Annotated in this window: 22 protein-coding genes; 8 read left to right on the forward strand and 14 right to left on the reverse strand. The window is 73.0% G+C overall.

Features of this window, described 5'->3' with window-relative positions; all coding sequences use genetic code 11:
- Positions 1–119 precede the first annotated feature (119 nt).
- Positions 120–1,262 carry an ABC transporter substrate-binding protein gene (locus tag AB0C26_RS29055; protein WP_360253906.1) on the forward strand — a complete coding sequence of 381 codons (1,143 nt, stop codon included), beginning with the start codon at positions 120–122 and terminating at the stop codon, positions 1,260–1,262.
- 5 nt (positions 1,263–1,267) lie between these two features.
- Here AB0C26_RS29055 and AB0C26_RS29060 read toward each other — a convergent pair whose 3' ends face one another.
- From AB0C26_RS29060 to AB0C26_RS29075, 4 genes are read right to left on the reverse strand one after another with little or no spacing between them, the layout of a single operon-like run.
- On the reverse strand, positions 1,268–2,050 hold the full coding sequence (locus tag AB0C26_RS29060) for a hypothetical protein (RefSeq protein ID WP_360253908.1): 783 nt from the start codon (positions 2,048–2,050) through the stop codon (positions 1,268–1,270).
- The gene (locus tag AB0C26_RS29065; RefSeq protein ID WP_360253910.1) at positions 2,047–2,910 is read right to left on the reverse strand and encodes a hypothetical protein; all 864 of its coding nucleotides are present in this window, start codon (positions 2,908–2,910) and stop codon (positions 2,047–2,049) included. Before AB0C26_RS29065 ends, AB0C26_RS29060 begins: the two co-directional genes overlap by 4 nt.
- Positions 2,907–3,398: a hypothetical protein gene (locus AB0C26_RS29070; RefSeq protein ID WP_360253912.1), complete on the reverse strand. Its 492-nt coding sequence runs from the start codon at positions 3,396–3,398 to the stop codon at positions 2,907–2,909. Before AB0C26_RS29070 ends, AB0C26_RS29065 begins: the two co-directional genes overlap by 4 nt.
- 22 nt (positions 3,399–3,420) lie before the next feature.
- Positions 3,421–5,691, reverse strand: a complete 2,271-nt coding sequence (locus AB0C26_RS29075; RefSeq protein WP_360253914.1) for a bifunctional diguanylate cyclase/phosphodiesterase — start codon at positions 5,689–5,691, stop codon at positions 3,421–3,423.
- Positions 5,692–5,779: 88 nt separating this feature from the next.
- Here AB0C26_RS29075 and AB0C26_RS29080 point away from each other — a divergent pair, with 88 nt between their 5' ends.
- Complete coding sequence (locus AB0C26_RS29080) at positions 5,780–6,157, forward strand: Hpt domain-containing protein (protein WP_360253916.1); 378 nt, start codon at positions 5,780–5,782, stop codon at positions 6,155–6,157.
- Here AB0C26_RS29080 and AB0C26_RS29085 read toward each other — a convergent pair.
- Genes AB0C26_RS29085 through AB0C26_RS29100 form a run of 4 tightly spaced genes read right to left on the reverse strand, consistent with a single transcriptional unit; the run spans position 6,154 to position 10,222 of the window.
- Complete coding sequence (locus AB0C26_RS29085; RefSeq protein ID WP_360253918.1) at positions 6,154–7,332, reverse strand: response regulator; 1,179 nt, start codon at positions 7,330–7,332, stop codon at positions 6,154–6,156. The two genes, AB0C26_RS29080 and AB0C26_RS29085, sit on opposite strands and share 4 nt — an antisense overlap.
- A 32-nt stretch (positions 7,333–7,364) precedes the next feature.
- Positions 7,365–8,963 carry an ATP-binding protein gene (locus tag AB0C26_RS29090; protein ID WP_360253920.1) on the reverse strand — a complete coding sequence of 533 codons (1,599 nt, stop codon included), beginning with the start codon at positions 8,961–8,963 and terminating at the stop codon, positions 7,365–7,367.
- A complete protein-coding gene (locus tag AB0C26_RS29095; protein WP_360253922.1) occupies positions 8,964–9,386 on the reverse strand; it encodes a response regulator in 423 nt (140 codons plus the stop codon). It lies immediately after the preceding gene.
- Between the two features lie 26 nt (positions 9,387–9,412).
- Positions 9,413–10,222: an SAM-dependent methyltransferase gene (locus AB0C26_RS29100; protein WP_360253924.1), complete on the reverse strand. Its 810-nt coding sequence runs from the start codon at positions 10,220–10,222 to the stop codon at positions 9,413–9,415.
- Positions 10,223–10,261: 39 nt separating this feature from the next.
- On the opposite strand from AB0C26_RS29100, the gene AB0C26_RS29105 reads away from it, so the two are divergent.
- Positions 10,262–12,220 (forward strand): PAS domain S-box protein, encoded by a 1,959-nt coding sequence (locus tag AB0C26_RS29105; protein WP_360253926.1) that lies wholly within the window; start codon positions 10,262–10,264, stop codon positions 12,218–12,220.
- On the opposite strand, the gene AB0C26_RS29110 is transcribed toward AB0C26_RS29105, so the two are convergent.
- Entirely contained in the window at positions 12,217–12,720 is a 504-nt protein-coding gene (locus tag AB0C26_RS29110; protein WP_360253928.1) for a GNAT family N-acetyltransferase, read from the reverse strand. The genes AB0C26_RS29105 and AB0C26_RS29110 overlap by 4 nt on opposite strands.
- Positions 12,721–12,837: 117 nt before the next feature.
- On the opposite strand from AB0C26_RS29110, the gene AB0C26_RS29115 reads away from it, so the two are divergent.
- Positions 12,838–13,848 (forward strand): LacI family DNA-binding transcriptional regulator, encoded by a 1,011-nt coding sequence (locus tag AB0C26_RS29115; RefSeq protein WP_360253930.1) that lies wholly within the window; start codon positions 12,838–12,840, stop codon positions 13,846–13,848.
- Positions 13,849–14,275: 427 nt separating this feature from the next.
- Here AB0C26_RS29115 and AB0C26_RS29120 read toward each other — a convergent pair whose 3' ends face one another.
- Positions 14,276–16,108 carry a protein kinase gene (locus AB0C26_RS29120; RefSeq protein WP_360253932.1) on the reverse strand — a complete coding sequence of 611 codons (1,833 nt, stop codon included), beginning with the start codon at positions 16,106–16,108 and terminating at the stop codon, positions 14,276–14,278.
- Positions 16,109–16,160: 52 nt separating this feature from the next.
- Positions 16,161–16,880 carry a laminin G domain-containing protein gene (locus AB0C26_RS29125; RefSeq protein WP_360253934.1) on the reverse strand — a complete coding sequence of 240 codons (720 nt, stop codon included), beginning with the start codon at positions 16,878–16,880 and terminating at the stop codon, positions 16,161–16,163.
- 135 nt (positions 16,881–17,015) lie between these two features.
- Here AB0C26_RS29125 and AB0C26_RS29130 point away from each other — a divergent pair, with 135 nt between their 5' ends.
- Together AB0C26_RS29130 and AB0C26_RS29135 are read left to right on the forward strand one after the other, a co-directional pair.
- Complete coding sequence (locus tag AB0C26_RS29130; protein WP_360253936.1) at positions 17,016–17,369, forward strand: STAS domain-containing protein; 354 nt, start codon at positions 17,016–17,018, stop codon at positions 17,367–17,369.
- Positions 17,366–17,764 carry an ATP-binding protein gene (locus tag AB0C26_RS29135; RefSeq protein WP_360253938.1) on the forward strand — a complete coding sequence of 133 codons (399 nt, stop codon included), beginning with the start codon at positions 17,366–17,368 and terminating at the stop codon, positions 17,762–17,764. Before AB0C26_RS29130 ends, AB0C26_RS29135 begins: the two co-directional genes overlap by 4 nt.
- Here AB0C26_RS29135 and AB0C26_RS29140 read toward each other — a convergent pair.
- Entirely contained in the window at positions 17,751–19,235 is a 1,485-nt protein-coding gene (locus AB0C26_RS29140) for a SpoIIE family protein phosphatase (RefSeq protein WP_360253940.1), read from the reverse strand. The genes AB0C26_RS29135 and AB0C26_RS29140 overlap by 14 nt on opposite strands.
- 145 nt (positions 19,236–19,380) lie before the next feature.
- On the opposite strand from AB0C26_RS29140, the gene AB0C26_RS29145 reads away from it, so the two are divergent.
- Both AB0C26_RS29145 and AB0C26_RS29150 read left to right on the forward strand, forming a co-directional pair.
- A complete protein-coding gene (locus AB0C26_RS29145; RefSeq protein WP_360253942.1) occupies positions 19,381–20,184 on the forward strand; it encodes a hypothetical protein in 804 nt (267 codons plus the stop codon).
- Between the two features lie 54 nt (positions 20,185–20,238).
- Entirely contained in the window at positions 20,239–22,965 is a 2,727-nt protein-coding gene (locus AB0C26_RS29150) for a tetratricopeptide repeat protein (RefSeq protein WP_360253944.1), read from the forward strand.
- Here the strand turns inward: AB0C26_RS29150 and AB0C26_RS29155 are convergent.
- A complete protein-coding gene (locus AB0C26_RS29155) occupies positions 22,956–23,783 on the reverse strand; it encodes an MBL fold metallo-hydrolase (RefSeq protein WP_360253946.1) in 828 nt (275 codons plus the stop codon). The genes AB0C26_RS29150 and AB0C26_RS29155 overlap by 10 nt on opposite strands.
- 195 nt (positions 23,784–23,978) lie before the next feature.
- Positions 23,979–24,803 carry a hypothetical protein gene (locus AB0C26_RS29160; protein ID WP_360253948.1) on the reverse strand — a complete coding sequence of 275 codons (825 nt, stop codon included), beginning with the start codon at positions 24,801–24,803 and terminating at the stop codon, positions 23,979–23,981.
- Positions 24,804–24,814 lie beyond the last annotated feature (11 nt).

Raw genomic sequence — 24,814 nt, forward strand, 5'->3', positions numbered from 1 at the left:
CAAGGGGGCCCCCATCCAACACAGCCATCCTCCCGCATTCACGAAATCTCGGCTGGAGACCTGTGGACAACCGGCACGCGCCCTATCGAGCACTCTAGAGCCCATTTTCGGAGGTATCCATGCGACGAATCCGGATATTTACGGCCGTGGCCGCCGCGACCGCCCTGCTCGCGGCGGGCTGCGGGACGGCCGACGACTCGGCCACGCCCGCCCCCGGCGGCAGCGGCGGCGCCCTGACCCCCATCAAGCTGCAGCTGCAATGGTTCTACCAGGCCCAGTTCGCCGGCTACATCGCCGCCGTCGACCAGGGTTTCTACAAGGAGCAGGGCCTCGACGTGCAACTGCTCGAGGGCGGCGTCGACATCGTCCCCCAGACCGTTCTCGCGCAGGGCAAGGCCGACTACGCCGTCGCCTGGGTGCCCAAGGCGCTCGCCTCCCGCGAGCAGGGCGCCGGGATCACCGACGTCGGGCAGATCTTCGGGCGGTCCGGCACCTATCAGGTCGCCTGGAAGGACTCCGGCATCAAGACCGCGGCCGATCTCAAGGGCAAGAAGGTCGGCAACTGGGGCTTCGGCAACGAGTACGAGCTGTTCGCCGGCATGACCAAGGCCGGGCTCGACCCCGGTAAGGACGTCACCCTCGTACAGCAGCAATTCGACATGCAGGCGCTGCTCAAGAAGGAGATCGACGCCGCCCAGGCGATGAGCTACAACGAGTACGCCCAGCTGCTCGAGGCCAAGAACCCGCAGACCGGCAAGCTCTACACCGCCGACGATTTCTCGATCATCGACTGGAAGTCCGAGGGCACCTCGATGCTCCAGGACGCGGTGTGGGCGAACACCGAGAAGCTCAGCGACCCGGCGTACCAGCAGCAGACCGTGAAGTTCCTGACCGCCACCATCAAGGGCTGGGCGTTCTGCCGGGACAACGCCGAGAAGTGCCGGGACCTGGTCGTGGCCAAGGGCTCGAAGCTGGGCAAGAGCCACCAGCTGTGGCAGATGAACGAGACGAACAAGCTGATCTGGCCGGCCACCGGGGGTGTCGGCGTCATCGACGAGGCCGCCTGGAAGCAGACCGTGGACATCTCGATGACCACCAAGAACCAGACCGGTGACACCGTTCTCACCAAGGCGCCGGAGGGGCTGGCGTACACCAACGACTACATCAACCAGGCGATCACCGCGGCCAAGGCGGCCGGCGTGGACGTCAACGGCACGTCGTTCCAGCCGGCCACCGTGACCCTCACGGAAGGCGGCGCCTGAGACAGCTATTCGGTGATCAAGCGGGCCGCCAGGGCGACCGAGGTCAGGTCGCCCTGGCGCAGCTTCTCGGCTGCCGAGTGCTCGCCCAGGTTCTCCAGGCGGTGCGCCGACGAGTCGACCAGTTGGTCGTCGCCGGCCAGCAGCCGCTTGGCGATGCGGGCCTGGGCCGGGCTCAGGTCGGCGTAGGCGCACTGGTCGAGCGCGGTGATGGTCTCGGCGTCGAGCGTGCCGGCGATGGCCCGCTCGGTGACGACCTTGAGCAGCCAGGTCGGCCACCAGCCGTATTTGCCGACGGCCAGGCCCGACCGTACGGCCAGCTCGGGCCGCTGGCCGGCCCGCAGCAGCCGCAGGGCCAGCGCCGAGTCGAACTGTTCGAGCCGCAGCGCGTGCACGAAGACCCGCATCAGGGCCTGGGTGCCGACCACCGGCTCGATCTCCGCCGCCGCGTCGGCGAAACGGCCTTGCAGGGCATGGATCAGCGCGTACGCCTCGGTGGTGCCGGCGTCTCCGGTCGAGCGCTCGTTGAGGCGCTCGACGGTGGCCACCAGCCGATCGGTGCCCTTGGTGGCCCGCTCGGCGAGCTCTTCGCTGGCCGGCTTGTTGAGGTGGCGTACCACCACCTCGGCCGCGATCTCGGCCTCCCGGCGCAGCAGCGGCGAGGCGATCTTCGGCGTGATCACGTCGGAGAGCCCCTCCGCCGCGGTCGCGGCGTCGAAACGCTCCGAGACCTCTTGGAACTGCCCCCACCACGAGGCGGGATGTCCGACGGTCACTACCCCCGTGCTCACGATCGTCCCTCCGTGTAGCTCGCCGGACTCAACATCCCGGCCTTCACCAATGTGCGGCTGAGCGGACGGGTCAGCTCGGCCAGGCGTACGCACGCGTCGGTTCCGATCGCGTCGTACGCCGGCTGGGCCAGCCGGTCGGTCACCGCTTCCACTTCCGCGCGCAGCTCGCGGCCCGCGTCGGTAAGCACGCCACTGTCTTCGGCAATCAAACCTCTGATCTTTAGGGCCTCGGCCGCGCCGGCCCAGTGATCCCGGCCCCAGCCGCGGCTCAGGCGCAGGAACCGCTCGTCCATGTCGCCCGAGGCGACGTGCAGCACCAGCGCCTCGAGTCCCCCTATCCCGGCGGCCAGCAGCGCCGCCACGTGGCCGTCACCGCGAAACTCGCGCAGCAGCGTCTGCGCGTGCCACAGCACGAGGTGCGGCTCGTCGGGCCAGGGGAGGCCGAGATGGGCGGCGAACAGGGGCCGGCCCTGCGGCCACGCGGCCGCCGCCTCGGCCGCCCGCCGGGCCAGGGTGGCCGCCTCGGCCACTTCCGGTGAGGCGAGGGTCGCGGCGCCGAGGCCGCGGGTGAGGGCGGCGCCGGCCGCTTCGAGCCGGGCCCGCGCCATCGCGGCCGGGTCCGTCTTCTCCCAGACCGCCGGAAGGGCGCGGGCGACGAGGGTGGGATTGAAGTTGTAGAAGGTGGCGGTGATGACGTCGGGGCCGACCCGCCCGAACCCGGCGCCGCGGGAGGCGAAGTAGCCGTCGGTCGGGCCGACACCGAGTTCGGCGTAGCGCGCGGGGGCTTCCGGGACGAAATAGATCATCGAGTGGAGGGGCTCGGTGACGCGCCAGGCCCGCCGCTGCGGCGACTCGCTCATTCGTCGGCCCCCAGACCGGGCAGCGACGCCGGCGCCGCCGACTCGATCGGCGCGTCCGAGTGCCGTGGCGGCGGCAGCACGGCCTCGGTGGACCAGGTGCCGGACTTGCGTACGGCCGGTCGGGTCACCATGCGTACCGGCAGCGGTGGCGGGGTGAACGGTCCCGCTCCCCAGCGCACCCAGATCGCCTCCCGCCCGGCCGCCGCCTCGGCGAGCAGCTTCTCCACCGTGCGGGGCCGGTCCAGCCGGTCGACCTCGATCGCGATCGGCGCCGCCGACGGCCGGGCGCAGGCCACGTCGAGCACCGAGTGGCCCTTCAGCGGTGGCGGCAGCGGAAAGACGCTGGGCGCCCGCCGGTAGACCCGCCAGCCCAGGGTCGAGCCCCAGTCCGCGATCTCCTCGATGATCCGGGCCGTGGCCTGGTCGTTGCTCAGGTCGGTGAAGCGCAGATCGGCGAGCCGAGCTTCCAACGAGTGCGCGGTGTCCATCGCCGTACATTAAGCCCTCCCCTCATGCCGCCTTGGCCAGCTCCACCCGGCCGGACAGCAGCCGCGTCATCTCCTCGGCCGGCATCGGGCGGGCCAGGTGGTAGCCCTGGCCGAGCGTGTAGCCCAGGCGCTGCAGCCGGTCGGCCTGCTCCTGGTTCTCGATGCCCTCGGCCACCGTGTCCAGGCCGAGCGCACCGGCCAGCTGGACGACGGCGCGGGCCACCGCCTGCCGGGCCTCCGCCTCCGGTGTTCCCATCTCGTCGAGCTCGATGCCGTCGACGAACGACTTGTCGAGCTTGACGATCGAGGCCGGGAACGAGCGCAGCAGGCTCAGCGACGACTCGCCGGTGCCGAAATCATCGAGCGCCAGCCGTACGCCCATCTCGTGCAGCTCGCGCAGTGTGCGGGACACCTGCGGGCCGCGCAGTACGGCCGACTCGGTCAATTCCAGCACCAGCCGGTCGGCCGGCAGGCCGGAATCGGCCAGCGCCGCCCGCACGTCGGCCACGAAGTCCGGGTCGTGCAGCTGCCGCACGGACACGTTGGGGCCGAGCTTGCGCATGCAGTCGGGGCCGAACTCGGCCAGCCAGGCGGCGGCCTGCCGGCAGGATTCGCGCAGCACGAAGCGGCCCAGCGGCACGATCAGCCCGGTGCCCTCGGCGGCCGGGATGAACTCGCCCGGCGGCACCAGGCCGCGGGTGGGGTGCTGCCAGCGCACCAGCGGCTCGACGCCGACGACGCGGCCCGTGGCCAGCTCCATCAGCGGCTGGTAGTGCACGCGGAACTCGCCCGCGTCGAGGGCGCGGCGCAGCTCGCCGCCGATCCGGGCGTGCGCGAGCACCGGCTGTTCCATGCCGTCGTGGTATCGCACCGCGTTGCCCTTGCCGCGCTGTTTGGCGGCGTACATGGCGACGTCGGCGTGCCGCAGCAGCGGGTCGAGACCGGCACCCGCGCCGGCGGTGGCGATCCCGATGCTGGCGTGCACCAGCAGGCGGTGGTCGCTGAGCGGCTGGGCGAACTCGTCGAGCACGCGCCGGGCCACGGTCTCGCCGTCGGCGCCGGGTACCAGCAGCACGGCGAACTCGTCGCCGGCGAGCCGGACCGGCAGGCCGTCGGGGCCGACGGCGGCGCTGAGCGCGCCGGCCACGGCGATCAGAAGCTGGTCGCCCACGTCGTGGCCGAGCGAGTCGTTCACCGTCTTGAAGTCGTCGAGGTCCACCAGGAGCACGGTGGTGTCCCGCTGCTGGAGGGCCTCGGCCACCCGCGTACGGAAAAGTCCTCTGTTTCCGAGCCCGGTCAGGCCGTCGTGGGTGGCCTCGTGGCGCAGGCGGTCCTCGGAGACGCGCTGGGCTCGCAGCAGGCGGCCGTTCTCGCGCAGCGCCATCATCTGGCGCACGGCGACCAGGCCGGTGAGCGGCACGGTGGCCACCACGACCACGTTCGCGGTCCAGCCGTGCCCGTGCCACAGCAGGGAGAGCAGGGAGGCGTCGGCGGCGGCCAGGGCCAGGTAGGGCAGCAGGGTGCCGGAGCGGCGCGCGGGAGCACCGGTGGCGATCGACTGACGGTACGCGGCGGTGGCCACGAAGGCGTGTGTGAGCGGCATGACGATGGCCTGGGCGAGCAGGACGTTCCGGTCGCCGCCGGTCGACAGCAGGGCCACGCCGACGCCGGTCAGCGCGGTCGCGGCGATCAGCCGGATGGCGCTGCGGTCGACCGGGCCGCCGTCGATGTACGAGACCTTGGTGATGCCGCCGAGGCCGAGCAGGAAGGAGATGCCGATCAGCGCGGTGGACTGCGCGCTCCAGCCGTCGGACCCGGTGATCATCGGGGCCAGGCCGAAGGTCCAGAGCAGCGTGCCGACGCCGACGAAGGCGATCGTGCGGTCGATCAGCTGCCGGCGGCGGGCGCCGGGCCCGCCGGCGCCGAGCGGGACCCGCATGACCCCCCACATCGCGGTCAGCATGCCGATGCCGGCCAGGGCGGCGGCGGGCAACGGGATCGCGGGCAGCGTCGGCGCGGTACGGAAGGCGACGACGGCGAGAATGAGATAGCCGGCGCTGAGCACGCTCATACCGGTCAGGATGTGCCACCAGAACCGTCTGGTGACGGGGTCGAGGCTCCGCCCGCGCATCAGGGACAGGATGGCCAGGATGCCGGCGGCGCCGCCGGCGGGCATGAAGAGGTACGCGATCGCGTCCGGGCCGGGACGGGTCAGGAACCAGACCGCGCCCAGCAGGGTGACGGTGACGGCCGCGACGACGTAGCGGACCGGCGTACGCAAGTCGGTGCCCACCCCCGACGAATCGGCGCGGACGACGGAAACCAAAGGACTTTTCAGGACCGGGCACCTCCTCCGGCCGTCAGCCAGCAGGATTGGACACATGGAGCGGAGCCGCCAGGACGAGGTCCGGGACCGGATGCGGGACATCGCCGGCGGCGACCCCGGTACGGCCGAACGCGCGCTGATGAGCCGTCTCATCCGCTCGTTCCTGGCGAAGACGCCGGGCGCGGTGGACCGGCTCGGTGAGCTGCTGCGCGGCGGCGACCCGGCGGAGCTGCGCGATCACGCGCACACGATGAAGGGTTCGGCGGCCAACATCGGCGCCGGCGTCCTGGCCGGGATCCTGGCCGAGGTGGAGAACGCCGCGCGGGAGGGCTTCGTGCCCGACCCGGACGTGACGCTCGGCCGCGTGGCCGCCGAACAGGCCCTCGCGTTCGAGGTCCTGGAGCGGTTCGCGGCCGAGCTCGAGAGTTCCTAGCGGGCCCCGGGCTCGGGCAGGAGCATGTCCTCGTCGAAGCGGCGGCCGCCGGGGATGGCGAGCACCGGCTCGACGATCTCGATGGTGCGGGCGAAGTTGGTGAGCCGGTCGAGCAGCAGCTCGGTGACGAGCATGCCGCGGCCGATCAGGACGAGGCCGTTGACGGCGACGATGTCCTCGGCCACCCGCATGTTGACCTCGAGGTCGACCACGCGCAGGCCGCGGACCTTCTCGGCCACGTGCACGACGCCCTTGAGCTGGCGCAGCGCGGCGAGCACGGGCATCGCGCTGTCCTCGCGGCACTCGAGGACGGCGATGGCGCTGTCCACCTCGAGCCCGCGGCTCTCCAGCGTCTCGTAGTCGATGGCGGTGCGGACGACGGCGACCGCGGCCTCGACCAGCGGGCTGGGGTTGCGGGGCGGCTTCACGCTCAGCCCCAGAACGATCTGGATCACGTCCTCGAGCATCGGGATGTTCTTGAGCAGCTGCACCGCGACCTCGGGCATGTGGTCGATCATGACCTGCTCCTCGGCGGTGCAGGGCATGCCCTTGTCGAGCTTGGCCAGCACGCTGGGCGGCAGGGTGACCGCGCCGAGCTGCGAGGCCATCGCGGCGACCTCGATCTCCCACAGCGTGCCGAGCTGCATCTGCTGGCAGAGCTCGCCGACCAGCGTACGGATGCGGCCGCCGCGGGCGAAGGCGAGCGGGCTGGCCAGCTCGAGACAGCCGAACAGCGCCTCCAGGCTGCTCTTGAGGGTCTTGTCGAGCAGCTGGCGGTCGGCGGTCGAGCGGCCGTGCAGCTCCACCGCCTCCCGTACGGTCGAGCGCAGCTCCTCGGTCTTGACCGGCTTGGCGAGATAGCGGTAGACACCGCCGTCGTTGATCGCGGCGATGGCCGAGTTGAGGTCGCTCTGCGCGGTGTGCAGCACGCGGGTGGTGTCGGGATATTCGACCTGGACGCGGCGCAGCAGTTCGACGCCGTCCATCTCCGGCATGCGCAGGTCGCTGATGACCGCGGCGACCGGCCCGTTCTCGGCGAGCAGGCGCAGCGCCTCGGCGCCGCTGTCGGCGATCAGAACCTGGTGGTCGCGGCGCAACTGCAGGGCCAGCGTCTCGAGGATGGTGGACTCGTCGTCCACGAGCAGCACTGTGGGGCGCGCCTGCGTGTCAGTCATACCGCCACTATCGGCATCACCGGGATGAGGCTTTAGGGTCTGCGGGTGGGCAGGCGGACGTGGACCGTGGTGCCGTGCGGCAGATGGCCGGTGAGGCTGATGGTGCCGCCGTGCAGGCCGACGATCGCGCGGGCCAGGCTCAGGCCCAGGCCCTTGCCGGCGATGCCCTTGTGGCGGACGTTGCTGGCGCGGTAGAAGCGGTCGAAGACGCGCTCGCGCTCCTCGGCCGGGGTGCCGATGCCGTTGTCGGTCACGGTCAGCTCGACCGAGGCGCCGTGCTCGCGCAGGCCGACGTGCACGTCGCCGCCGCGCGGGCTGTAGTTGACGGCGTTGGCCAGCAGGTCGTCGACGACCTGGCGGAGCCGGCGGGCGTCGCCGTCGAGCAGGAGCGGCGCGGTCCGGTCGGCGTCGAGGCGCACCCCGTTGGCGGCCGCGGCCGGGGTGGCGGCGGCGATCGCCGTGGCCACGACGGCGGCCAGGTCGACCGGTCCGATCGTGAGGTCGATGTGCCCGGAGTCGAGGCCGGCCAGGTCGAGCAGGGTGTCGACGACGCCGCGCAGCGCGGTGGCGTTGCGCTGGACCGCGTCCACCATCGCGCGGCTTTCCTCGTCGAGCCCGGCCGCCGCCTCGGCGAGCATCGACGAGCTGGCCACGATCGTGGTCAGCGGGGTACGCATCTCGTGACTCACCAGCGCGATGAAGTCGTCCTTGGCCCGGGTGAGCTGGGACGCCAGCGCCTCGGCCCGGCGCAGCGCCAGGTAGACGCCGATCTGGGCGGCCACCCCGTCGAGCAGCACGGCCAGCAGGTCCTCGTGCGGCTCGGGCATCGAGGCATAGCAGGTGAGCACGCCGAGCACGGTGCTGCCGTCGCGCACCGGCACCGACAGCACCGACCGGATGCCGTGCCGCAGGCAGGCGGCGGCCCGCGACCGTTCGAGCGAGCTGCTCAGGGTGACCGTGTGGGCGATGTCGGGCACCCAGAGCGGCTTGCCGGTGACCCAGACCCGGCCGGTGATGCCGGATCCGCGGATCGGCGCGAAGCCGAGCACCGCCTCGAGCCCGCTGCCGGGGGCGCACCACCGGCCGCCGAAGGCCAGCTCGCTGTCGTCCTCGCCGTTGAGCCAGAGTTCGGCGGCGGGCCAGCCGAGCGCCTCGCCGAGGGCGGCGAGCACGCCCGGCGCCGCCTCGACGATCGACCCGGCCGACTGCAGAGCCTGCTCGACGGCCCGGTGGCAGGCCCGGAACCGCTCGGCTCGGCGCAGCGCGGTCACCTCGCGGGCTATCGCGACCGCGCCCAGATGCCCGCCGCCGGCGCCGGGGATGGGCCGGGCGGTGACGGCGACGACCCGTTCCCGGCGGCCGGGCACGCGCACGATCATGTCGGTGTCGACGACCTCGCCGCGGACCGCCCGCTGCACCGGGGCCTCGTCCCAGGTGATCGGGTTGCCGCCGGCGTCGAACAGGACGCCGTCGGCGCGCTGGGGATAGTCCCGTGCGGCGGTCTGCTCGCTCAGGCTCATCAACTCGCGGACCGGCCGGTTGACCAGGACCACCTCGCCGTCGGCGTCACAGGCGATCACGCCGACCGTCAGGCTCTCCAGCAGCGCGTCGAGGAAGGCGTCGTGGTCCACCTAGGCCGAGACCGGCCAGCGGGCGGGGCAGGCGGCGTCGGCGCCCTGATGGCCGTGCGGGCCCAGGTCGGCCAGGTCGCCGATCACCTCGCGCAACTTGTCGTTGGGGCAGGGCTTGAGCAGTACGGCGCAGGCACCGGCGGCGATCGGGGCGTTGTCGCCGGGATGCAGGTGCCCGCTGAGCATGACTACCGGCGTCTTCCCGATGTCGGCGTGTTCGCGGATGGCCCGGGTCAGTTCGAGGCCGTCCATCCGAGGCATGCCCAGGTCGGTCAGCACCACGTCGGGCCGGTCGGCGATCGCCATCTCCAGCGCCCGCGCTCCGTCGGGCGCGTGGCTCACCGTGTGCCCGGCGCGTTTGAGCAGCCTGGTCAGGATGAGGGCGATGTCCTCGTCGTCCTCCGCGATAAGCACGCTTGCCATCTCCCCAGCATGCGGCAATAAGTCCGTCATGTACCGATTTTGCGGGACATCCCAACGATGAAGGCTCGCTGAGCGACCTCGTCCAGGTCCTCCGCGGCCATCCACTCGCCGACCAGGGTGACGCCGGGCGACAGCAGCGCCCAGTCACCGAAGAACGCGCGGACGTCCGCCTGGTCGCGCATCACCATGGGAGCGGTGGTGTTGTTGTAGATCCGCCGGACCCGTTCGGTCCGCTCGGACGAGCCCTTACGGGATCCGTGGGTCAGGGCCAGCACGCTGCCGGGCGCGAGCGCCCGGCGATAGTCGTCCAGCGCCCGGGCCAGGCGCTCGGTGTCCGGGATGAAGTGGGCGACCGCGACCAGCAGCAGGCCGACCGGGCGGTCCAGATCGATCAGGTCGCGGACCACCGGGGAGCCGAGCACCAGGCCGGGGTCGGTGAGATCGGCCAGGACCATTCCGGCGTGCGGGTCGTCCTCGGTGACGCAACATCCGTGCAGATAGGCCGAGGCCTCGACGTCCACGCCAACCACCGGCGCGTGCGGGTCGAGCTCCCGTACCACCTCGCGGGCGTCGCCGGGCGAGGGAATGCCACAGCCGAGGTCGAGGAACTGCCCGACGCCCGCCTCGTGGGCCCGGGTGACGGCCCGGCGCAGGAACCGCCGGTTGAGCCGGACGATCGCCGGCAGCTCGGGCATCGCGGTCAGCGCGGCCGCCGCGGCCTCCCGGTCGGCGGCGAAGTTGTGCCGGCCGCCCAGGAAGTAGTTGTACATCCGGGACACGCTGGGCCGCTGCATGTCGACCTCCGGCACGGCCTGAGCGTCGGCCTCACCGATCATGATGCGAGCCTAGAACCGAATCGTTAACGTAGACGTCATATGGTCCGATCGCGCGGTAATTCCGGGTTGTCCGAGCAGGCCGACCTGCTCCGGGCCATCGTGGGCTCGGCCCACGACGCGATCTACACCGTCGGGCGCGACTACACCATCCTCTCCTGGAACCCGGCCGCCCAGGCACTGCTCGGCTACTCCCCCGAGGAAATCGTCGGGCGCGACCTCGACCTGCTCGTGGCGCCCGACCGGCGGGCCGATCAGCGGGAGATGTTCGCCCTGATCTCGGCCGGCGCCCGGATGGAACGATTCCGTACCCGCCGGCGGCACCGCGACGGCCGCTGGATCCCGGTCACCCTGAGCGTGTCGCCGTTGGCCGGCGACGACGGCGACCTGCTCGGCTTCACCGTGATGGCCCGCGCCACCAGCGCCCGGGAACGGCTCGAGTCCAGCCTTCAGGCGCTGCTGGAAGCCGCGCCGGACGCGTTCGTCGGCGTCGGCGACGACGGCCGGATCACCCTGTCCAACACCCAGGCCGAACTGCTGTTCGGCCTCACCCGCAACGAGCTGATCGGCCGCGACGTGAGCCGGCTGCTCACGCCGTCGCTGCCGGACGACCCGGCCCCGCGCCGGGACGCCGACGAGTCCCCGGCCGAGCTGCTGGCCCCCGGAACCCCGCCCACACCGACCCTGGCCCACCGCGTCGACGGCAGCACCGTGCCCGTCGAGGTGTCGATGAGCGTGCTGCCGACCGAGAACGGCCGGATGCGGTGCGCGGTGATCCGCGACATCACCGACCGGATCCGCGCCGACGACCGGTACCGGCAGCTCCAGGCCGAAGCCGAGCGGGCCCGGATGGAGGCACAGCTCCAGCGCGCGCAGCGCCTCGAGGGTCTGGGCCAGCTGGCCGGCGGGGTCGCGCACGACTTCAACAACCTCATCGCGGTGATCGCCAACTACGCCACCTTCATCGCCGAGGCGGCCACCGACGCCGGGCTCACCGAGATCACCGGCGACGCCGAGCAGATCTCCAAGGCCGCCCAGCGCGGGGCCGACCTCACCCACCAGCTGCTCGCCTTCGCCCGCCGCGAGGTGGTACGGCCGCGGCCGCTCGACATCAACGAGGTGGTCACCGACATCGAGCAGATGCTGCGGCGCTCGATCGGCGAGCACATCGCCCTGACCGTACGGCTGGCCCCGGACCTGCCGTCGGTGACCGCCGACCCCGGCCAGCTCGACCAGGTGCTGGTCAACCTCGCGGTGAACGCCCGCGACGCCATGCCGCGCGGCGGCGAGCTGACCCTGGAGACCGAGGTGCTCCACGTCGACGACGACTACGCGTCGGGCCGCCCGCACCTGCGCACCGGCCGGTACGTCCGGCTGCGGGTCAGCGACACCGGCACCGGCATGCCGCCCGAGGTGATCGAGCGCGCGTTCGAGCCGTTCTACACGACCAAGCCCGCCGGCAAGGGCACCGGCCTCGGCCTGGCCACGGTGTACGGCATCGTCACCGCGGCCGGCGGTGACCTCAACGTCTACTCCGAACCCGGCATGGGCACCACCTTCACCATCCTGCTGCCCACCACCGACGCCGCCCCGGCCGAGGCCGAGCCCCCGGCCGAACCGCCGGCCGACGACTACCGCCGGGGCACGATCCTGGCCGTCGAGGACGAACCCGCCCTGCGCGACGTGCTGCGCCGCATCCTGTCCGGCGCCGGCCACCACGTGCTGGTCGCGCCCGACGGCCCGGCCGCGCTGACCCTGGCCGCCGAGTACGAGGGCCCGATCGACGTCCTGCTGACCGACGTGGTCATGCCCCACATGCTCGGCAAGGACCTGGCCGAGCGTTTCGCCGAGACCCGCCCCGGCACCGCCGTGCTCTTCATGTCCGGCTACGCCCGCCCGGTCCTCGCCTCCCAGGGCACCCTCGACCCCGACGTCACCCTGGTCGAGAAGCCGTTCAGCAAGAACCAGCTCCTGACCGCGTTACGGCAGTGCCTCGACTAGCCTCGCCGATCGAAACTCTGGTACATCAAATGCAGCCCCACCCGGCCCTGGGTGGGGTGGGCGAAAGCGCCGGGCACGGTGCCCAGGATGGCGAAACCCAAGCGCTGGTACAGGGAGACGGCGGCGTGGTTCGACGCGACGACCGCGTTGAACTGCATTCCGTCGTACGGCTGGGAACGCGCCCAGAAGAGCGCGTCGCGGCAGAGAAGCGTGCCCACCCCGCGGCCTCGCGCCCCGGCGGCGACCATGAAGCTGGCGGTGGCGATGTGCGAACCCGGGCCGGGCCGGTTCGGGCCCATCTTGGCGGTGCCCAGGACCCGGCCGGACGGCTCGTCGACGGCGACCACGGTGCGGCCGGGCAGGCCCTCGATCCAGATGGCGCGGGCCGTTTGTTCGGACATCGTCGGGTCGTACGGGAAAGTGTCGGCGGCCGTCACCACCTGGTGGATGATCGACCAGACCGCGGGCCAATCGTGATCTTCGAAGTCTCGGACGCGCACGCGCCGACGGTAACGGTGCCACCATCGCGGCGCGACCGCATTAGGGCAGGCTGCGCGGGCCAGGTACTTTGTGTCGGGCGCGACCACCTTTTCGCGCGCGGAGGAAGGTGCCAGGCGATGACGACCGAGCGGAACAGGGCGACGGGGCGGCCGACGCTGGAAGAGGTCGCCGCGCGGGCCGGCGTGGGCCGCGGAACGGTGTCACGCGTGGTCAACGGGTCGGCGCAGGTGAGCCCGCGCGCCCGGCAGGCCGTCGAGGAAGCCATCCAGGAACTGGGGTACGTGCCCAACCGGGCCGCCCGGACGCTGGTGACCCAGCGGACCGACTCGATCGCGCTGGTCATCTTCGAGTCCGGGGAGCGGTTCTTCGCCGAGCCCTTCTTCGGCCGCATCGTGCAGGCGACCTCCTCGGTGCTGGTGGCGCGCAACCTCCAGATGGTTCTGATGATCGCGCAGGCGCCGGAGGAGCGGCGGCGGCTCGAGGGCTACCTGACCCGCCAGCACGTGGACGGGGCGCTGCTGCTGTCGCTGCACGGCGACGACCCGCTGCCGGCGGTGCTCGAGGAGCGGGGGGTGGCCACGGTCCGGGCGGGCCGGCCCACGTACGCGGACCGGGGCTCCTATGTCGACGCCGACAACCGGGGCGGCGCGCGGGAGGCGGTGTCGTACCTGTGGTCGCGGGGCCGCCGCCGGATAGCGGCGATCACCGGCCCGCTCGACATGGCGGCCGGCATCGGCCGCCTCGAGGGCTACCGCGACGTGGTGGGCGACGGCCCGGTGGCCTTCGGCGACTTCAGCGAGGAAAGCGGCGCCGCGGCGATGTACCGGCTGCTGGAGCAGTACCCCGACCTGGACGCGGTCTTCGCCGCCTCGGACATGATGGCGGCCGGCGCCCTGCGCGTGCTGCGCCAGCACGGCCGCCGCGTCCCCGAGGACGTCGCGGTGATCGGCTTCGACGACTCGGTGATCACCCGCCACACCGAGCCCTCCCTGACCAGCGTCGACCAGCCCATAGCCGAAATGGGCCGCGAAATGGTCCGCCTCCTGCTGGCCAAAATAGACGGCGACGAGCCCGCCGAAACCCAGGTGGTCCTCCCCACCCGCCTGGTCATCCGCGGCTCAGCCTGACCCCCGCCCACGGCCCGCCCTTCCCTCGCGCACGTGCCCGAGAGGCCACGGCCCGGCTTTCCCTCCGCCGGGAGCCTGACCTGCCACGGCCCGGCCTTCCCCTCCGTCAAGTGCCTGACCTGCCACGGCCCGGCCGATCCACCCCGCCACGGCCCGCCCTTCTCCGCGAGCAGGACCGGGACGCGGCCCGACTTTCCCTCGCACGCGGGACCGGGCTGCCCGACGTTCCCCGCAAGCGGAATCGGAGGCGGCCCGTCGTTCCCCCGCAAGCGGGACCAGGCGCGGCCCGACGTTCCCCACGAGCGGAATCGGAGGCCGCCCGACGTTCCTCCGCGAGCGGGACCAGGCGCGGCCGGGCTTACCCCGCCGCGAGCGGGATCGAGTGCGGCCCGGCTTTTCCCCGCCGCGAGCGCGGGCGGGCGCGGGATCACAACGTGCGGGCGGCCTTGTCGACGTCGGCGAGACGGGAGCGGAGCAGTGCGGCCTGGGCGGAGGACACGCTGCCCTCGCCGGCGCGGTCGTCGATTTTGCGGCGTAACGCATCGACCTGGTCGCCGGTGTTGCCGCCGGAGCGGGTCAGGGGGCGGACCAGGTTCAGCAGGTCGGTGGCCACGTCGGAGCGGATGTCGCCGCCGGCGGCGCCGCGCTCGACCGCGCGGCGGAAACGGCTCACGGCGTCGTCGAAGCTGAGCGTCGGGGCCGGCTTCGGCGCCGGCGAGGACGACGTCGGCGGCGCCGTGGTCGCCGGCGTCGGGGGCGCCTCTATTGTGGACGTGACGACCACGGGCGGCGGGGGCAGCTCCGGATTGGCGTCGATCTTCTCGTTCGCCGGCCAGTTGATCACGACGAACGACCCGGCCAGGGCCGCGACGAGCGCCGTGACCCCCACGATCAGAGCCATTCGGCGGCCCGGCGGCTTGGTCAGCGCGAGCGTCGGGGCCGGCGCACGACCACTCGCGGCCGTCCGCCCGACGCCGGACTCTCGGCCCATGCGGAAACCTCGTCCCGCGGCAAAACCTCGTCCCGCGGCGAAGCCTCGTCCCATGTTGAAGCCGCTCCCCGCGTTAAGACCGTCCTCCGCGCTGGAGCCTCGTCCGGCGTTGAGCGCTCGGCTCGCCGGCGCGGCCCGGCCAGGCGCGAACCCCGCCGACACATCGGGCCGCTCCCCCGCCGCGAAACCGCCCGACCGGTGAGGGCGGCCGTCGGACTCAAAGCCGCCCGGCGGGTGAGGTCGGTCCTCGGGCTCAACGCCGCCCGGCGGGTGAGGCCGGTCGTCGGGCTCGAGGCCGGCCGACGGAGAGGGGCGCTTTCCCGGCGCGAAGCCGTCGTAGCGGGCGGAGGGTGCGAGCTGACCGGGAGAGGCCGGCGGGGTGAGCGGCGCGGCGGATGCCGGCGACGGGAAAGGGCCGGGCTGGGTGGCCGAGCTGCCGGGCGGAGCGACGTGGGCGGGCTCCGCTTTGAGCCACAGGGCGGTCAGGTCGAAGCGGACCTCGGCCGCCGTCGGGCGGGCGGTGGGAGACTCGTCCAGGCAGCGGTCCACCAGGTCGCGGAACGCCCCCGGGAGGTCGGGTGGCAAGCGGTGAGGGCCCCGGGTTCGGGCCTCGGCCAGTTCCTCCCACGTGTCCACCGGGTAGGGCGGGTCGCCGGTCACCATCTCGAACAGCAGGACGCCCAGGCCGTACACGTCGGTCGCCGGCTCGGACGGCATGCCGTCGAGGCGCTCGGGGGCCACGTAGGCCGGGGTGCCGAATGTGGAGCCGGACTCGTCGTCGTCCGGCTCGCCGGCTGTGGCGCTGATGCCGAAGTCGAGGATCTTCACGCCGGTCGGGGTGAGCATCACGTTGCCGGGCTTGATGTCGCGGTGCACGACGCCGGACGCGTGGGCCGCGGCCAGCGCGTCGGCCACCGCCGCGCCGATACGGGCCGCCTCGGGCAGGCCGATCGGCTCGCGTTCCAGGCGGGCCGCGACCGACTCGCCGGCCAGCAGTTCCATCACCACGAACGGGGTGATTGAGCCGTCCGGGCGCACCGCCTCGCGGTAGTCGTGCACCGCGGCGATGTTCGGGTGCTGCAGTTTCGCCGCCATGCGGGCCTCGCGCCACACCACCTGCGCGCCCAGCGGCAGTTTCACCGCGACCGGGCGCGCCAGCAGCTCGTCGTCGGCACGCCAGATCTGCGACATGCCACCGATCTCGAGGAGCTCGGCCAGGCGGTACCGCGAAGCCAGCAGGCTTCCCGCGCTCGGCCAGTCTTCGCTCACGAGGGAACATTCGCCCGGATTCCGGCGGGTGTCAACTCGGGTGAGCCGACTGTCACCAGGCGTGCTGGTCAACCTCGATCGCGATGTAGTCGATGTCGCCGGCGTAGTAGTCGCAGCCGACGTCGACCTGGTCGCAGTCCGTCTTGCCGCCGATGGCGACCGGCCACGAGTTGGCGATCGCGCCGGTCCAGCCGTAGCGCCCGGCGACCGTACGCCCGTCGATCGTCAGGAAGACGCCGTCGTCGGTCCGTTCGCAGCGGACCGTGTGCCAGCGCCCGTCGTTGATGGCCCGCGGCGCGGTCACCAGCAGCGCGGTCGAGGTGCCGCGGAACCAGCACTGGACCTTCCCGTTCGGGATCTGGATCTTGTAGCTGCCGCCGGAGACGGTGGCCTGTCCCTTTTGGATGATGTTGCCGAAGTGTTCGCGGGTGCGCAGTCGCACGGTGACCGCGTAGTCGCGGCTTCCCGGGTCGAGCTCGGCGTCGTCGGGCACGACCGCCAGGTGCCCGGGGTGGGTCGGCGGGGTGTCCGGCTCGAGGCGGTCGAAGCGGTATCCGTACCCGTCGTCGGTGCGCAGGCCGACGCCGATGTCGCGGCCGATCCGCCCGTTGAAGCCGTGCCCGCTGCCGTCCCGCATCGTTGAGGAACCGGGGGCCTCGTTCATCCCCCAGAACGCGATCTCGTGCTCGGCCGAGGCGGAGGCCGGCGCCGCGACGGCGGTGACCGCCGCGAAGGCCGCCACGGAGACCATCCAAAAGTGCCGTTTCTTCATGGTTATCCCCGTAGGCGCGCTATATCCGTTTTGACGGTTTGAGTGTACGCATGCGGCGGGCGTCCCCGAGGGTGAAGCTTCAATAACGAGTGGACTTGGTTGGGAAGAAAGCGCCCGGATGACATGATGTTCGCGATGGCGCGCTTCGAGGCACGAACCTTCGAGGGAGCCGGCGAGACCAGGGTGGTCCTCTCCGGCGACTGCGACCTTTCCGTACGGGACGAGTTGCTGACCGTCCTCGACGCCGCGCTCACCGCCGCCGGCGGAAGTCACCCCCGCGTCGTGGTCGACCTCGCCGAGGTCGGCTTCCTCGACTCCACCGGCGTGCACGGCCTGATCACCGCCCACCACGCCGCCCTCGGCCGCCACGGCCGCCTGGTCGTGGTCAACGCCAAGGGCGCGGTCGCGGCCGTCCTCGACATCACCGGCGTCGCCGGCCTGCTGAGCGACGCCGCCCCGCCCGCGGTAGAGCGCAGGACCGGCGGATGAACACCGAACCCGCCACCGCGCCGTACGAGACCACCTACCACGAGCCCGGCGATCTGGCCCCGCTGCGCGACTTCGTCCGGCTGCACGCCACCGCCCTCGGCCTGCCCGGCAGCCGCGCCGATCTGCTCACCCTCGCGGTCAGCGAGCTCGCCACGAACACCCTGCAGCACACCGAGGGCGGGGGCCGGGTGCGGCTGTGGGCCTCGGACGGCCGGGTCTACTGCGACGTGATCGACGGCGGGCCGATGCGGGTGCTGGGGCGCGACATGCCGGCCGCCGACGCGCTGCGCGGGCGGGGCCTGGCCATCGTCGAGCGCGTCTGCGACGAGGTGGGCGTCGAGGCGGCCGCCGAGGGCACCCGCGTACGGCTGGCTCTGGACCTCAAAGAACTTTGACCAGCACCGTGCAGGTGTCGTCGTCCGGGCTCGGCCGGTTGATCGTCGTCACCGCGGGCAGGGCGCCGGCCGCCGCGGCCAGCGTGTCGAGCACGCGCGGCAGCAGCGGCGGACCGCTGCGCCGCTCGACCAGGCCGTCCGTGTAGAGCAGCAGAAGATCGTCAGGGGCGAGGGCCGAGGTCGCGATTTCGTACGCCGCCTCGCCGTCGGCGCCGAGCAGCAGGCCCACCGGAAGCTCGAGCGGGCGCGCGTGCCCGCCGCGGGCCAGCAACGGCGGCGCGTGCCCGGCCCGGCCCCAGGCCAGCGACCGGGTCGCCGGGTCGAAGACGCCGAGCACGGCCGTACCGGTCAGCCGCAGCTGCCCGCACAGCCGGTTGAGGTGCCGCAGCAGCGTCGCCGGGTCGTGCACCCCGATGGACAGCCAGGCGATCAGCGCGAACCGCAGGTGCGCCATCCCGTTCGCCGCGGCCAGCCCGTGCCCGGCCACGTCGCCGACCGCCAGCAGCACGCGCCCGTCGGTGAGCTCCTGCGCGTGATACCAGTCGCCGCCGACCTGCACCGTGTTCTCGGCCGGCAGGTAGTGGACCAGAACCTCCAGGCCGGGCAGCGGGAACGGCTCGCGCGGCACCGGCTGGATCATGTGCTGGAGCTGGCCGGCCAGGCGATGCTCGGCCAGGGCGGTCATCTCCCGGGTGCGCAGCTGGTCGCGGAGACGGTCGATGGCCGTCCGGGAACTCTCCCGCGCGGTCACGTCCTGCACCACCGCGTTGATCTTCAACGGCCGGCCGCCGGCGTCGGTGGTGACGTCGGAGAGGATCCGCAGGTGCTTGATCCCGTGCCCGACGGCGAAGCGCACCGTGACGTCGGCCGTTCCGCCGCTGTCCATGCTCTGCCAGGCCGTCTCGGCGACGCCGCGGTCCTCGGGCAGCATCGCCGCCGCCTGCTCCACCCGCGACATCGGCCCCAGATCCGGGTCCCGCTCGAAGATCCGGTACATGCCGGGCGACCACTCGCTGGTCCCGGTCATCAGGTCGAACTCGGTCCAGCCGAGGCTGCCCAGCATCTCGGTGTTGGCCATCCGGCGGCGGTCCTCGTCGAGACGCTGCCACCAGACCAGCAGGCCGCCGAGCACGGGGTGCACGGTGACGTCGAACAGGGAGTGCGCGACGACGCCGGCCTTCCTCTCGTCGTAGCCGAACTCTTTGTACACGCGGGGCTCGCCGGTCCGTACGACGTCGAGGTAGATCTGCCAGAGCTCGCCGCCGACGATGCTGGGGTACAGCTCGCTCAGCAGGCGGTCGACCCGGCTCGTGCCCCGGCGGTAGATGTCGCGGCCCTGACCGCTGGCCGCGGCGACCCGGAAGTCACGCACGGCGCCGTCCGGGGCCGTGACCGGGAGCAGCCAGGAGCAGCCCACCGGGATGACGGCGAGCATCTCCTGAACGACCCGGGCCACCTCGTCGCCGGCCATGCGCTCAGCGTAGTGGGCGGCGACGCACGCCCGGTACGTCGGGGACATCCCCGGGTGACAAGACCTCGCGAACTGCCAGTTCAGCTTGATAGCATCCCGCGACTCTCAGGTTCGGAGGTCTTACCCCGTGTCCGACAACAACCGCATGAAGGATCGTGTCAAAGTGCTGCTCAATGGGACGTCAACGGACAGCCAGACCTCGGAGCACGCCCTCGTCGCCCCGGCCCAGCCGGCGGGCGCGCAGGCACAGAACGGCACCGCTCAGCCCGGTCCGGCCGCCCAGCCCGGCCAGCCCGGACAGCCGGGTCAGCACCCGAACCAGGCCCTGCAGGTTCTGACCCTGGCCCAGCGCACCGCCGAGGAGCACGTCGCGCGGGCGCACCACCAGGCCGACAAGATCCGTACGGACGCGCTGGCCGCCGCCGAGCAGATCGCCCGCGACGCGCAGGTGCACGCCCACAACGTGCGCCGTGAGGCCGAGAAGATCCTCTCCGACGCCCGCGCCGCCGCCGAGCAGATCGCCCGCGACTCGCACGCCCGGACCGAGGAGGCCCGCCGCAACGCGGAGAAGATCCTCTCCGAGGCCCGCGCCCAGTCGGAGTCGATCGCCCAGGACGCGCAGGCCAACGCCGACCACCTCAACCAGCAGGCCCGCCAGCGCTACGACGACGTCGTGGGCAGCCTGGGCAGCAAGCGCGAGGCGCTCCAGCAGCAGATCGAGGCGCTGGAGTCGTTCGACCGGGAGTACCGGTCCCGGCTCACCACCTTCATGCAGGGTCAGCTGCGTGCCCTCTGGGTCGACCAGCCGCAGGTCACCGGCGACCTCGGCGAGCCGGAGACCGGCCCGCGGCACGGTGCCCCGGACGACCGTGAGGACGCCGTCCCGGCTCAGCGGCACAGCGAGGAGGACCAGGTCGGCGACGAGGACGAGGCTCAGGCCGAGCGGTAGGTCTGACCGTTCGGGGTAGTTCGTCTCCCGTGCGCTCCGGGGTTCACTGAGAGTGTGGAGTCCGGAAGGCTACGCGTCGACGCGGGCACGGTCGAGGTCGCCGCGCGCGGTCAGGCCGTCGCCGCGCCGGTGGGCGCCGGTGACCGTCTCGCGGAGCGGCTTCGCGACCTGCGCCGCGCCCGCCGGCTCGACGGCGCCGGAGTGGTGGCGCGCTCGGCCGCGCCGGTCGGCGAGGCCCTGCGCGCGGCCGGGGACGAGCTGGCCCGGATCTACGCGCCGGCGGCGGTGGGCGACGCCCTGCGCCGGCTCGTCGAGGCCGGAGACCTGCTGCTCGAGGTGCGCGCGGACGAGGACCTGCCGTGGGAGGCGCTGGTCGTCCCCGGCACCGGGAAGCCGCTCGGGCTGCACCCGAACGTGCGGATGTACCGTTCGGCCCCCGGCGTCGCCTACCCCACCGGCACCCTGCCGGGCCCACTGAGGATCCTGGCCGGGGGCGACCTGGAACGACTGCTCGACGTGGTGGAGCCCGGCCCCGGTCTGCGGATCCTCGACGGGGAGGCGACCGGCGAGCCGGTGCACGTGGCGCACCTCGACGACGCCGAGTGGCTTCCCTCCGGTACCCGTCCGGGCCTGGTCGTCGTCACCGGGCGGGCCCGGGTGGCCGAGCTCCTGGCGGCCGGCGTACCGCAGGTCCTGGCCATGACCGAACCGGTCACCGACGGGTACGCGGCGCGTTTCCTCGGCCACTTCTACCGGCTGCTCGCCGGCTTCCCGTCGGTGCCCGGCGCCGTCGCCGGGGCGCGCCGGCTGGCCGGCGGCACGGAGTGGACAGCGCCCGTTCTGTACTGCCGGGGCGCGCCCACGCCGCTGCACGGAGTTACCGTGGCCGATATGGACGAGCCCGAGGGTTTCGTCGGCCGCCGCGACGACCTGCGAACCCTGCTGGAAGACGTGCGCCGGCCCGGCCACGCCGGGGTGGTGCTGCACGGCCTGGGCGGCATGGGCAAGAGCAGCCTCGCCGGCGAGCTGGTGCGCCGGCTCGGCGACGACGCCGGACTGGTGCTGCGGGTCAGCGGGACCGACACCGGCGAGCAGATCCTCGACACCTTCGGGCGGCTGCTCGCCGACGAGCCGTCGGCGGCCCGGACGGCGGCCGAGGACCGCCGGCGCCGGCTCGCGGCCTACCTGCGTACACCCGAGGAATTCTGGCGCGACCGGCTCGCCACCGCGTTCGCCGTGCTCGGCTCCCGGCCGGTCACCCTGGTCGTCGACGACTTCGCGATCGACCCGCGGGCGCGCCGGGCCGGGCACCGGGCCGAACCGGCCGACCCCGGTCTGGCCGCCTTCCTGGCCCGGTGGATCCGCGAGCCCGGACCGCACCGGTTGCTGATCACCAGCCGCCTCCCGTTCACCCTCCCCGGCAACCTGCACGAACAGCTCACCGAGCACCACCTCGGCCCGCTCACCGAGGCCGAGGCCCGGGTGCTGGGCTCGCGCCTGCCCGCGCTGGCCGCCCTCACCCCGGCCGAGCAGCACCGCGCCTGGGCCGGCACCGGCGGCCACCCGCGCACGCTGGAACATCTCGACGCGCTGCTGCGCCGTGGCGACGCCGGGTTCGGCGAGGTGGCCGGCCGGTTCGAGGAGCTGCTGGCCCGGCAGGGTGTGCCCGAGCCGGGGCGGTGGGCGGCCGACCTGCGCTCGGCCGCCGCCGACGACCGCCGGGCCGGCCTGGCCCTGGCCGAGGCGATCGCCACCACCGTCAACGACGCCGTGCTGGGCGACCTGCTCGCGCTGCTCGACGACGACAGCCGGCGGCTGCTCGTGGGCGCCGCCGTCTACCGCCGCCCGGCCGACGAGCCGGCGCTGGTGCGGCAGAGCGCCCTGCCGGGCCTGCCGGACGGCCTGGAGACGCTCGCCGGTCTGGGGCTGGTCAGCGAGATCGCCGACGAAGACGGGGTACGGCACACCGTCCACCCGTGGACCGCCGCGTCCATCGCCCGGCTCCACCCCCAGGACACGGCGGCGGCACACGGCCGTGCGGCCGACTACTACCGGCACCGCGTACGCCCCCGGGACGGCGACCCGGTCGCCGATCTGGACGACCTCATCGAGGCCCGGTACCACCTGTTCCGGGCCGGGCGGGTGGACGAGGCGATCCGGCTCAGCTTCCTGGTACGCGAGCGCCTCGACATGTGGTCGGCCTGGGACTGGGCCCGCGCGGTCTGCGAACAGACCCTGGGCTGGGTCGAGCCGGGCAGCCGCGACGCCGGCACCCTGCTGCACTACCTGGGCCTGCTGGCCCACCGGCGCGGCGAGACGGCCGAGGCCGAACGGCTGCTCGAGCGGGCGCTGTCGGTGAGCGAGACGGCCGGCGACCGGGTCCAGCAGGCGACGATCGGCCACAAGCTGAGCCGGCTGGCCGAGGACCGCGGCGACCACGCCGGGGCCGAGCGCCGCCTGCGGCAGGCGCTGCTGCTGGACGCCGAGAACGGCAACCGGACCGGCCTGGCCACCGGCCAGCACCGGCTCGCCCTGCTCTGCACGCTCACCAACCGCCTCAGCGAGGCCGTCGCCCTGCACTGTCAGGCGCTGGCCATCGAGATCTCCCTCGGCCTGCCCGACGCCCGCCTCGAGGTGGCCGACCTGGCCCGCCTGCGCGCCGCCCTCGGCGAACAGGACTTCCGCCGGGCGGTCACCGCCGTCCTGCCCGAGGAGTCGGTCAGCGGCCTGGCCCGCCTCCTCGACGACTTCGCCACCGCGGCCGAGAGCCGTCAGAACTGACCAAGGGCGGAAGCGCTCAGCGTGTACGGGTTCCCGAGCCCCGGATACGCGGCGTCCATGGCGGCGATCAGGGCGGCGGCGTCCGGCGCGCCGGTCAGCGCCTCGTCGAACGCCGTCAGGTAGCCCCGGGAGAAGGCGAGGATCCGGGCGGCGTCCTCGTCCGGGGCGCCCGGATCGCGGTGCCCGGTGACGATCCGCCGCGGCCGCAGCGCCTCGACCGTGTCGATCGCGGCCAGCCAGCGCCGCCGGGCGGCCCGGTCGGTCTGCGCCAGCCACATGTGGATGCCGTCGTAGGCCACGTCCCCGCCCACGACCGCCTCCGCGCCGGGCACGTGGACCACGCTCGACGGGTGGGTGTCGCTCTGCCCGACCGCCACCGGCCGGATCTCCGCACCCTCGAGCAGGATCACGTCACTGTCCAGCGGGACCGGCACCACCGGCGGCCCGCTCGGCAGCTGGCCCGGGAACAGCGACTCCCAGTAGGCCAGATAGCCGGGCGCTACCTGCTCCTGGGCGTACGGGACGACCTCGGGCAGGGCCACCGCGGTGACGGCCGGGAAGGCCCGCTGGACCACGGAGAGCCCGAGGAAATGATCGGCGTGGCCGTGCGTGACGTACACGTGGGTCAGGTTCCGGTCCTTGCTTCTGATCCACTCGACGAGCCGGCCGGCCTCGGCCGCCGTGATCAGCGCGTCGACCAGGACCGCGTCCCGCTCGCCGGCGATCAGCGTCGAGGTACTGGCGGGCCAGGTCGGTGCGTCGTGGCCGTCCGCCACGATCGGCTTGTATCCGCTGGTGAAGACGTCAATGGTGAGCACCCGTCCACAGTGCCGTGGCGGATCGCACCCGCTATCAGTCGAGAGACTGGCGAAGGGACACCGGCTCGGCGGCGGACAGCCACTCCGCGGGCAGTCCGCCGACGCCGGTGCGGGCGCCCACGACGCCGCCGGCGTCGGTGCCGTCCAGCCGGTCGGCGATCGCGGCCCGGCCGCCGCCGGCCGTTCTCCGCCGCTTCAGGCGGTCAGGCCGAGCAGGTCGCGCCAGGATTCCGGGTAGAGGTCGCCGCCCCACAGGATCCCCTGGCCGGTGGTGGCGGCGACGGTGGCGGCCGTGCGAACGAACGACAGCGTGAGGGCCGGCCAGCCGAGCTCGCCGGCCGGCTCCCCGTGAAAGGCGCCGAACGCGGCCGACGCGGCCGCGAAGGTCGGCTCGTAGCGGGGCAGGTCGAGCCGGTCGAGGCGGGTGGCCAGGTCGGCGGTCTCGGCCGGGGTCAGCCAGCCGTAGGTGCCGTCGGTGTTCTCGAACTCGAAGCCCACGACGGCGCCCCGAACGTCGAGCGCCGCCAGGTGCAGGCGGATCGGATCGTTTTCGGGTACGCCGAGGTGGTCGAGCAGCGGCCGGTAACCCGACGGCCGGGCCGAGCGCCCGACGAACTGGCCCTCGCCGAGGCAGCGGAGGGTGACCCAGGCCGCGTACAGGAAAGCGAGTTCTTCGACGTTCTCCTGCTCCGCCGTGGTGTGGAAGGAGCACCGGGTCCGCTCGGGGCAGGTCGTCGACGGGCACCGCAGCCACTGCCGGGCGCCGTCCGGCCGCATCACCGGCTCGTTGCCCAGGTAGCCGAGATCCGCCCCGAGCCACAGGCAGTACGCGGCCAGGTCGACCGGCCGGGCGCGCAGGCGCTCGGCCATCGGCCACCACATGTCGGTCCACTCGCTTGCGGGCAGCCGCGCCAGCCACGGCGGCACGGCGCCGCCGCGGAGCAGGTCCAGCACGCCGGGCACGACCTCGGCGCGGTAACGCTCGTAGTCGAACAGGTGAATCCACGCGTCAGAGCCCACGCCGAGGATGG

This window comes from Actinoplanes sp. NPDC048796 (assembly GCF_040650035.1).
Taxonomy (GTDB): Bacteria; Actinomycetota; Actinomycetes; order Mycobacteriales; family Micromonosporaceae; genus Actinoplanes.

Coding starts and splice junctions, on each gene's coding strand:
- AB0C26_RS29095 (WP_360253922.1), bottom strand. CDS start 9,386: ATGGCAAGCGTGCTTATCGCGGAGGACGACGAGGACATCGCCCTCATC.
- AB0C26_RS29065 (WP_360253910.1), bottom strand. CDS start 2,910: ATGAGCGAGTCGCCGCAGCGGCGGGCCTGGCGCGTCACCGAGCCCCTC.
- AB0C26_RS29130 (WP_360253936.1), top strand. CDS start 17,016: ATGGCGCGCTTCGAGGCACGAACCTTCGAGGGAGCCGGCGAGACCAGG.
- AB0C26_RS29145 (WP_360253942.1), top strand. CDS start 19,381: ATGAAGGATCGTGTCAAAGTGCTGCTCAATGGGACGTCAACGGACAGC.
- AB0C26_RS29080 (WP_360253916.1), top strand. CDS start 5,780: ATGGAGCGGAGCCGCCAGGACGAGGTCCGGGACCGGATGCGGGACATC.
- AB0C26_RS29085 (WP_360253918.1), bottom strand. CDS start 7,332: ATGACTGACACGCAGGCGCGCCCCACAGTGCTGCTCGTGGACGACGAG.
- AB0C26_RS29125 (WP_360253934.1), bottom strand. CDS start 16,880: ATGAAGAAACGGCACTTTTGGATGGTCTCCGTGGCGGCCTTCGCGGCG.
- AB0C26_RS29140 (WP_360253940.1), bottom strand. CDS start 19,235: ATGGCCGGCGACGAGGTGGCCCGGGTCGTTCAGGAGATGCTCGCCGTC.
- AB0C26_RS29105 (WP_360253926.1), top strand. CDS start 10,262: ATGGTCCGATCGCGCGGTAATTCCGGGTTGTCCGAGCAGGCCGACCTG.
- AB0C26_RS29055 (WP_360253906.1), top strand. CDS start 120: ATGCGACGAATCCGGATATTTACGGCCGTGGCCGCCGCGACCGCCCTG.
- AB0C26_RS29135 (WP_360253938.1), top strand. CDS start 17,366: ATGAACACCGAACCCGCCACCGCGCCGTACGAGACCACCTACCACGAG.
- AB0C26_RS29070 (WP_360253912.1), bottom strand. CDS start 3,398: ATGGACACCGCGCACTCGTTGGAAGCTCGGCTCGCCGATCTGCGCTTC.
- AB0C26_RS29115 (WP_360253930.1), top strand. CDS start 12,838: ATGACGACCGAGCGGAACAGGGCGACGGGGCGGCCGACGCTGGAAGAG.
- AB0C26_RS29100 (WP_360253924.1), bottom strand. CDS start 10,222: ATGATCGGTGAGGCCGACGCTCAGGCCGTGCCGGAGGTCGACATGCAG.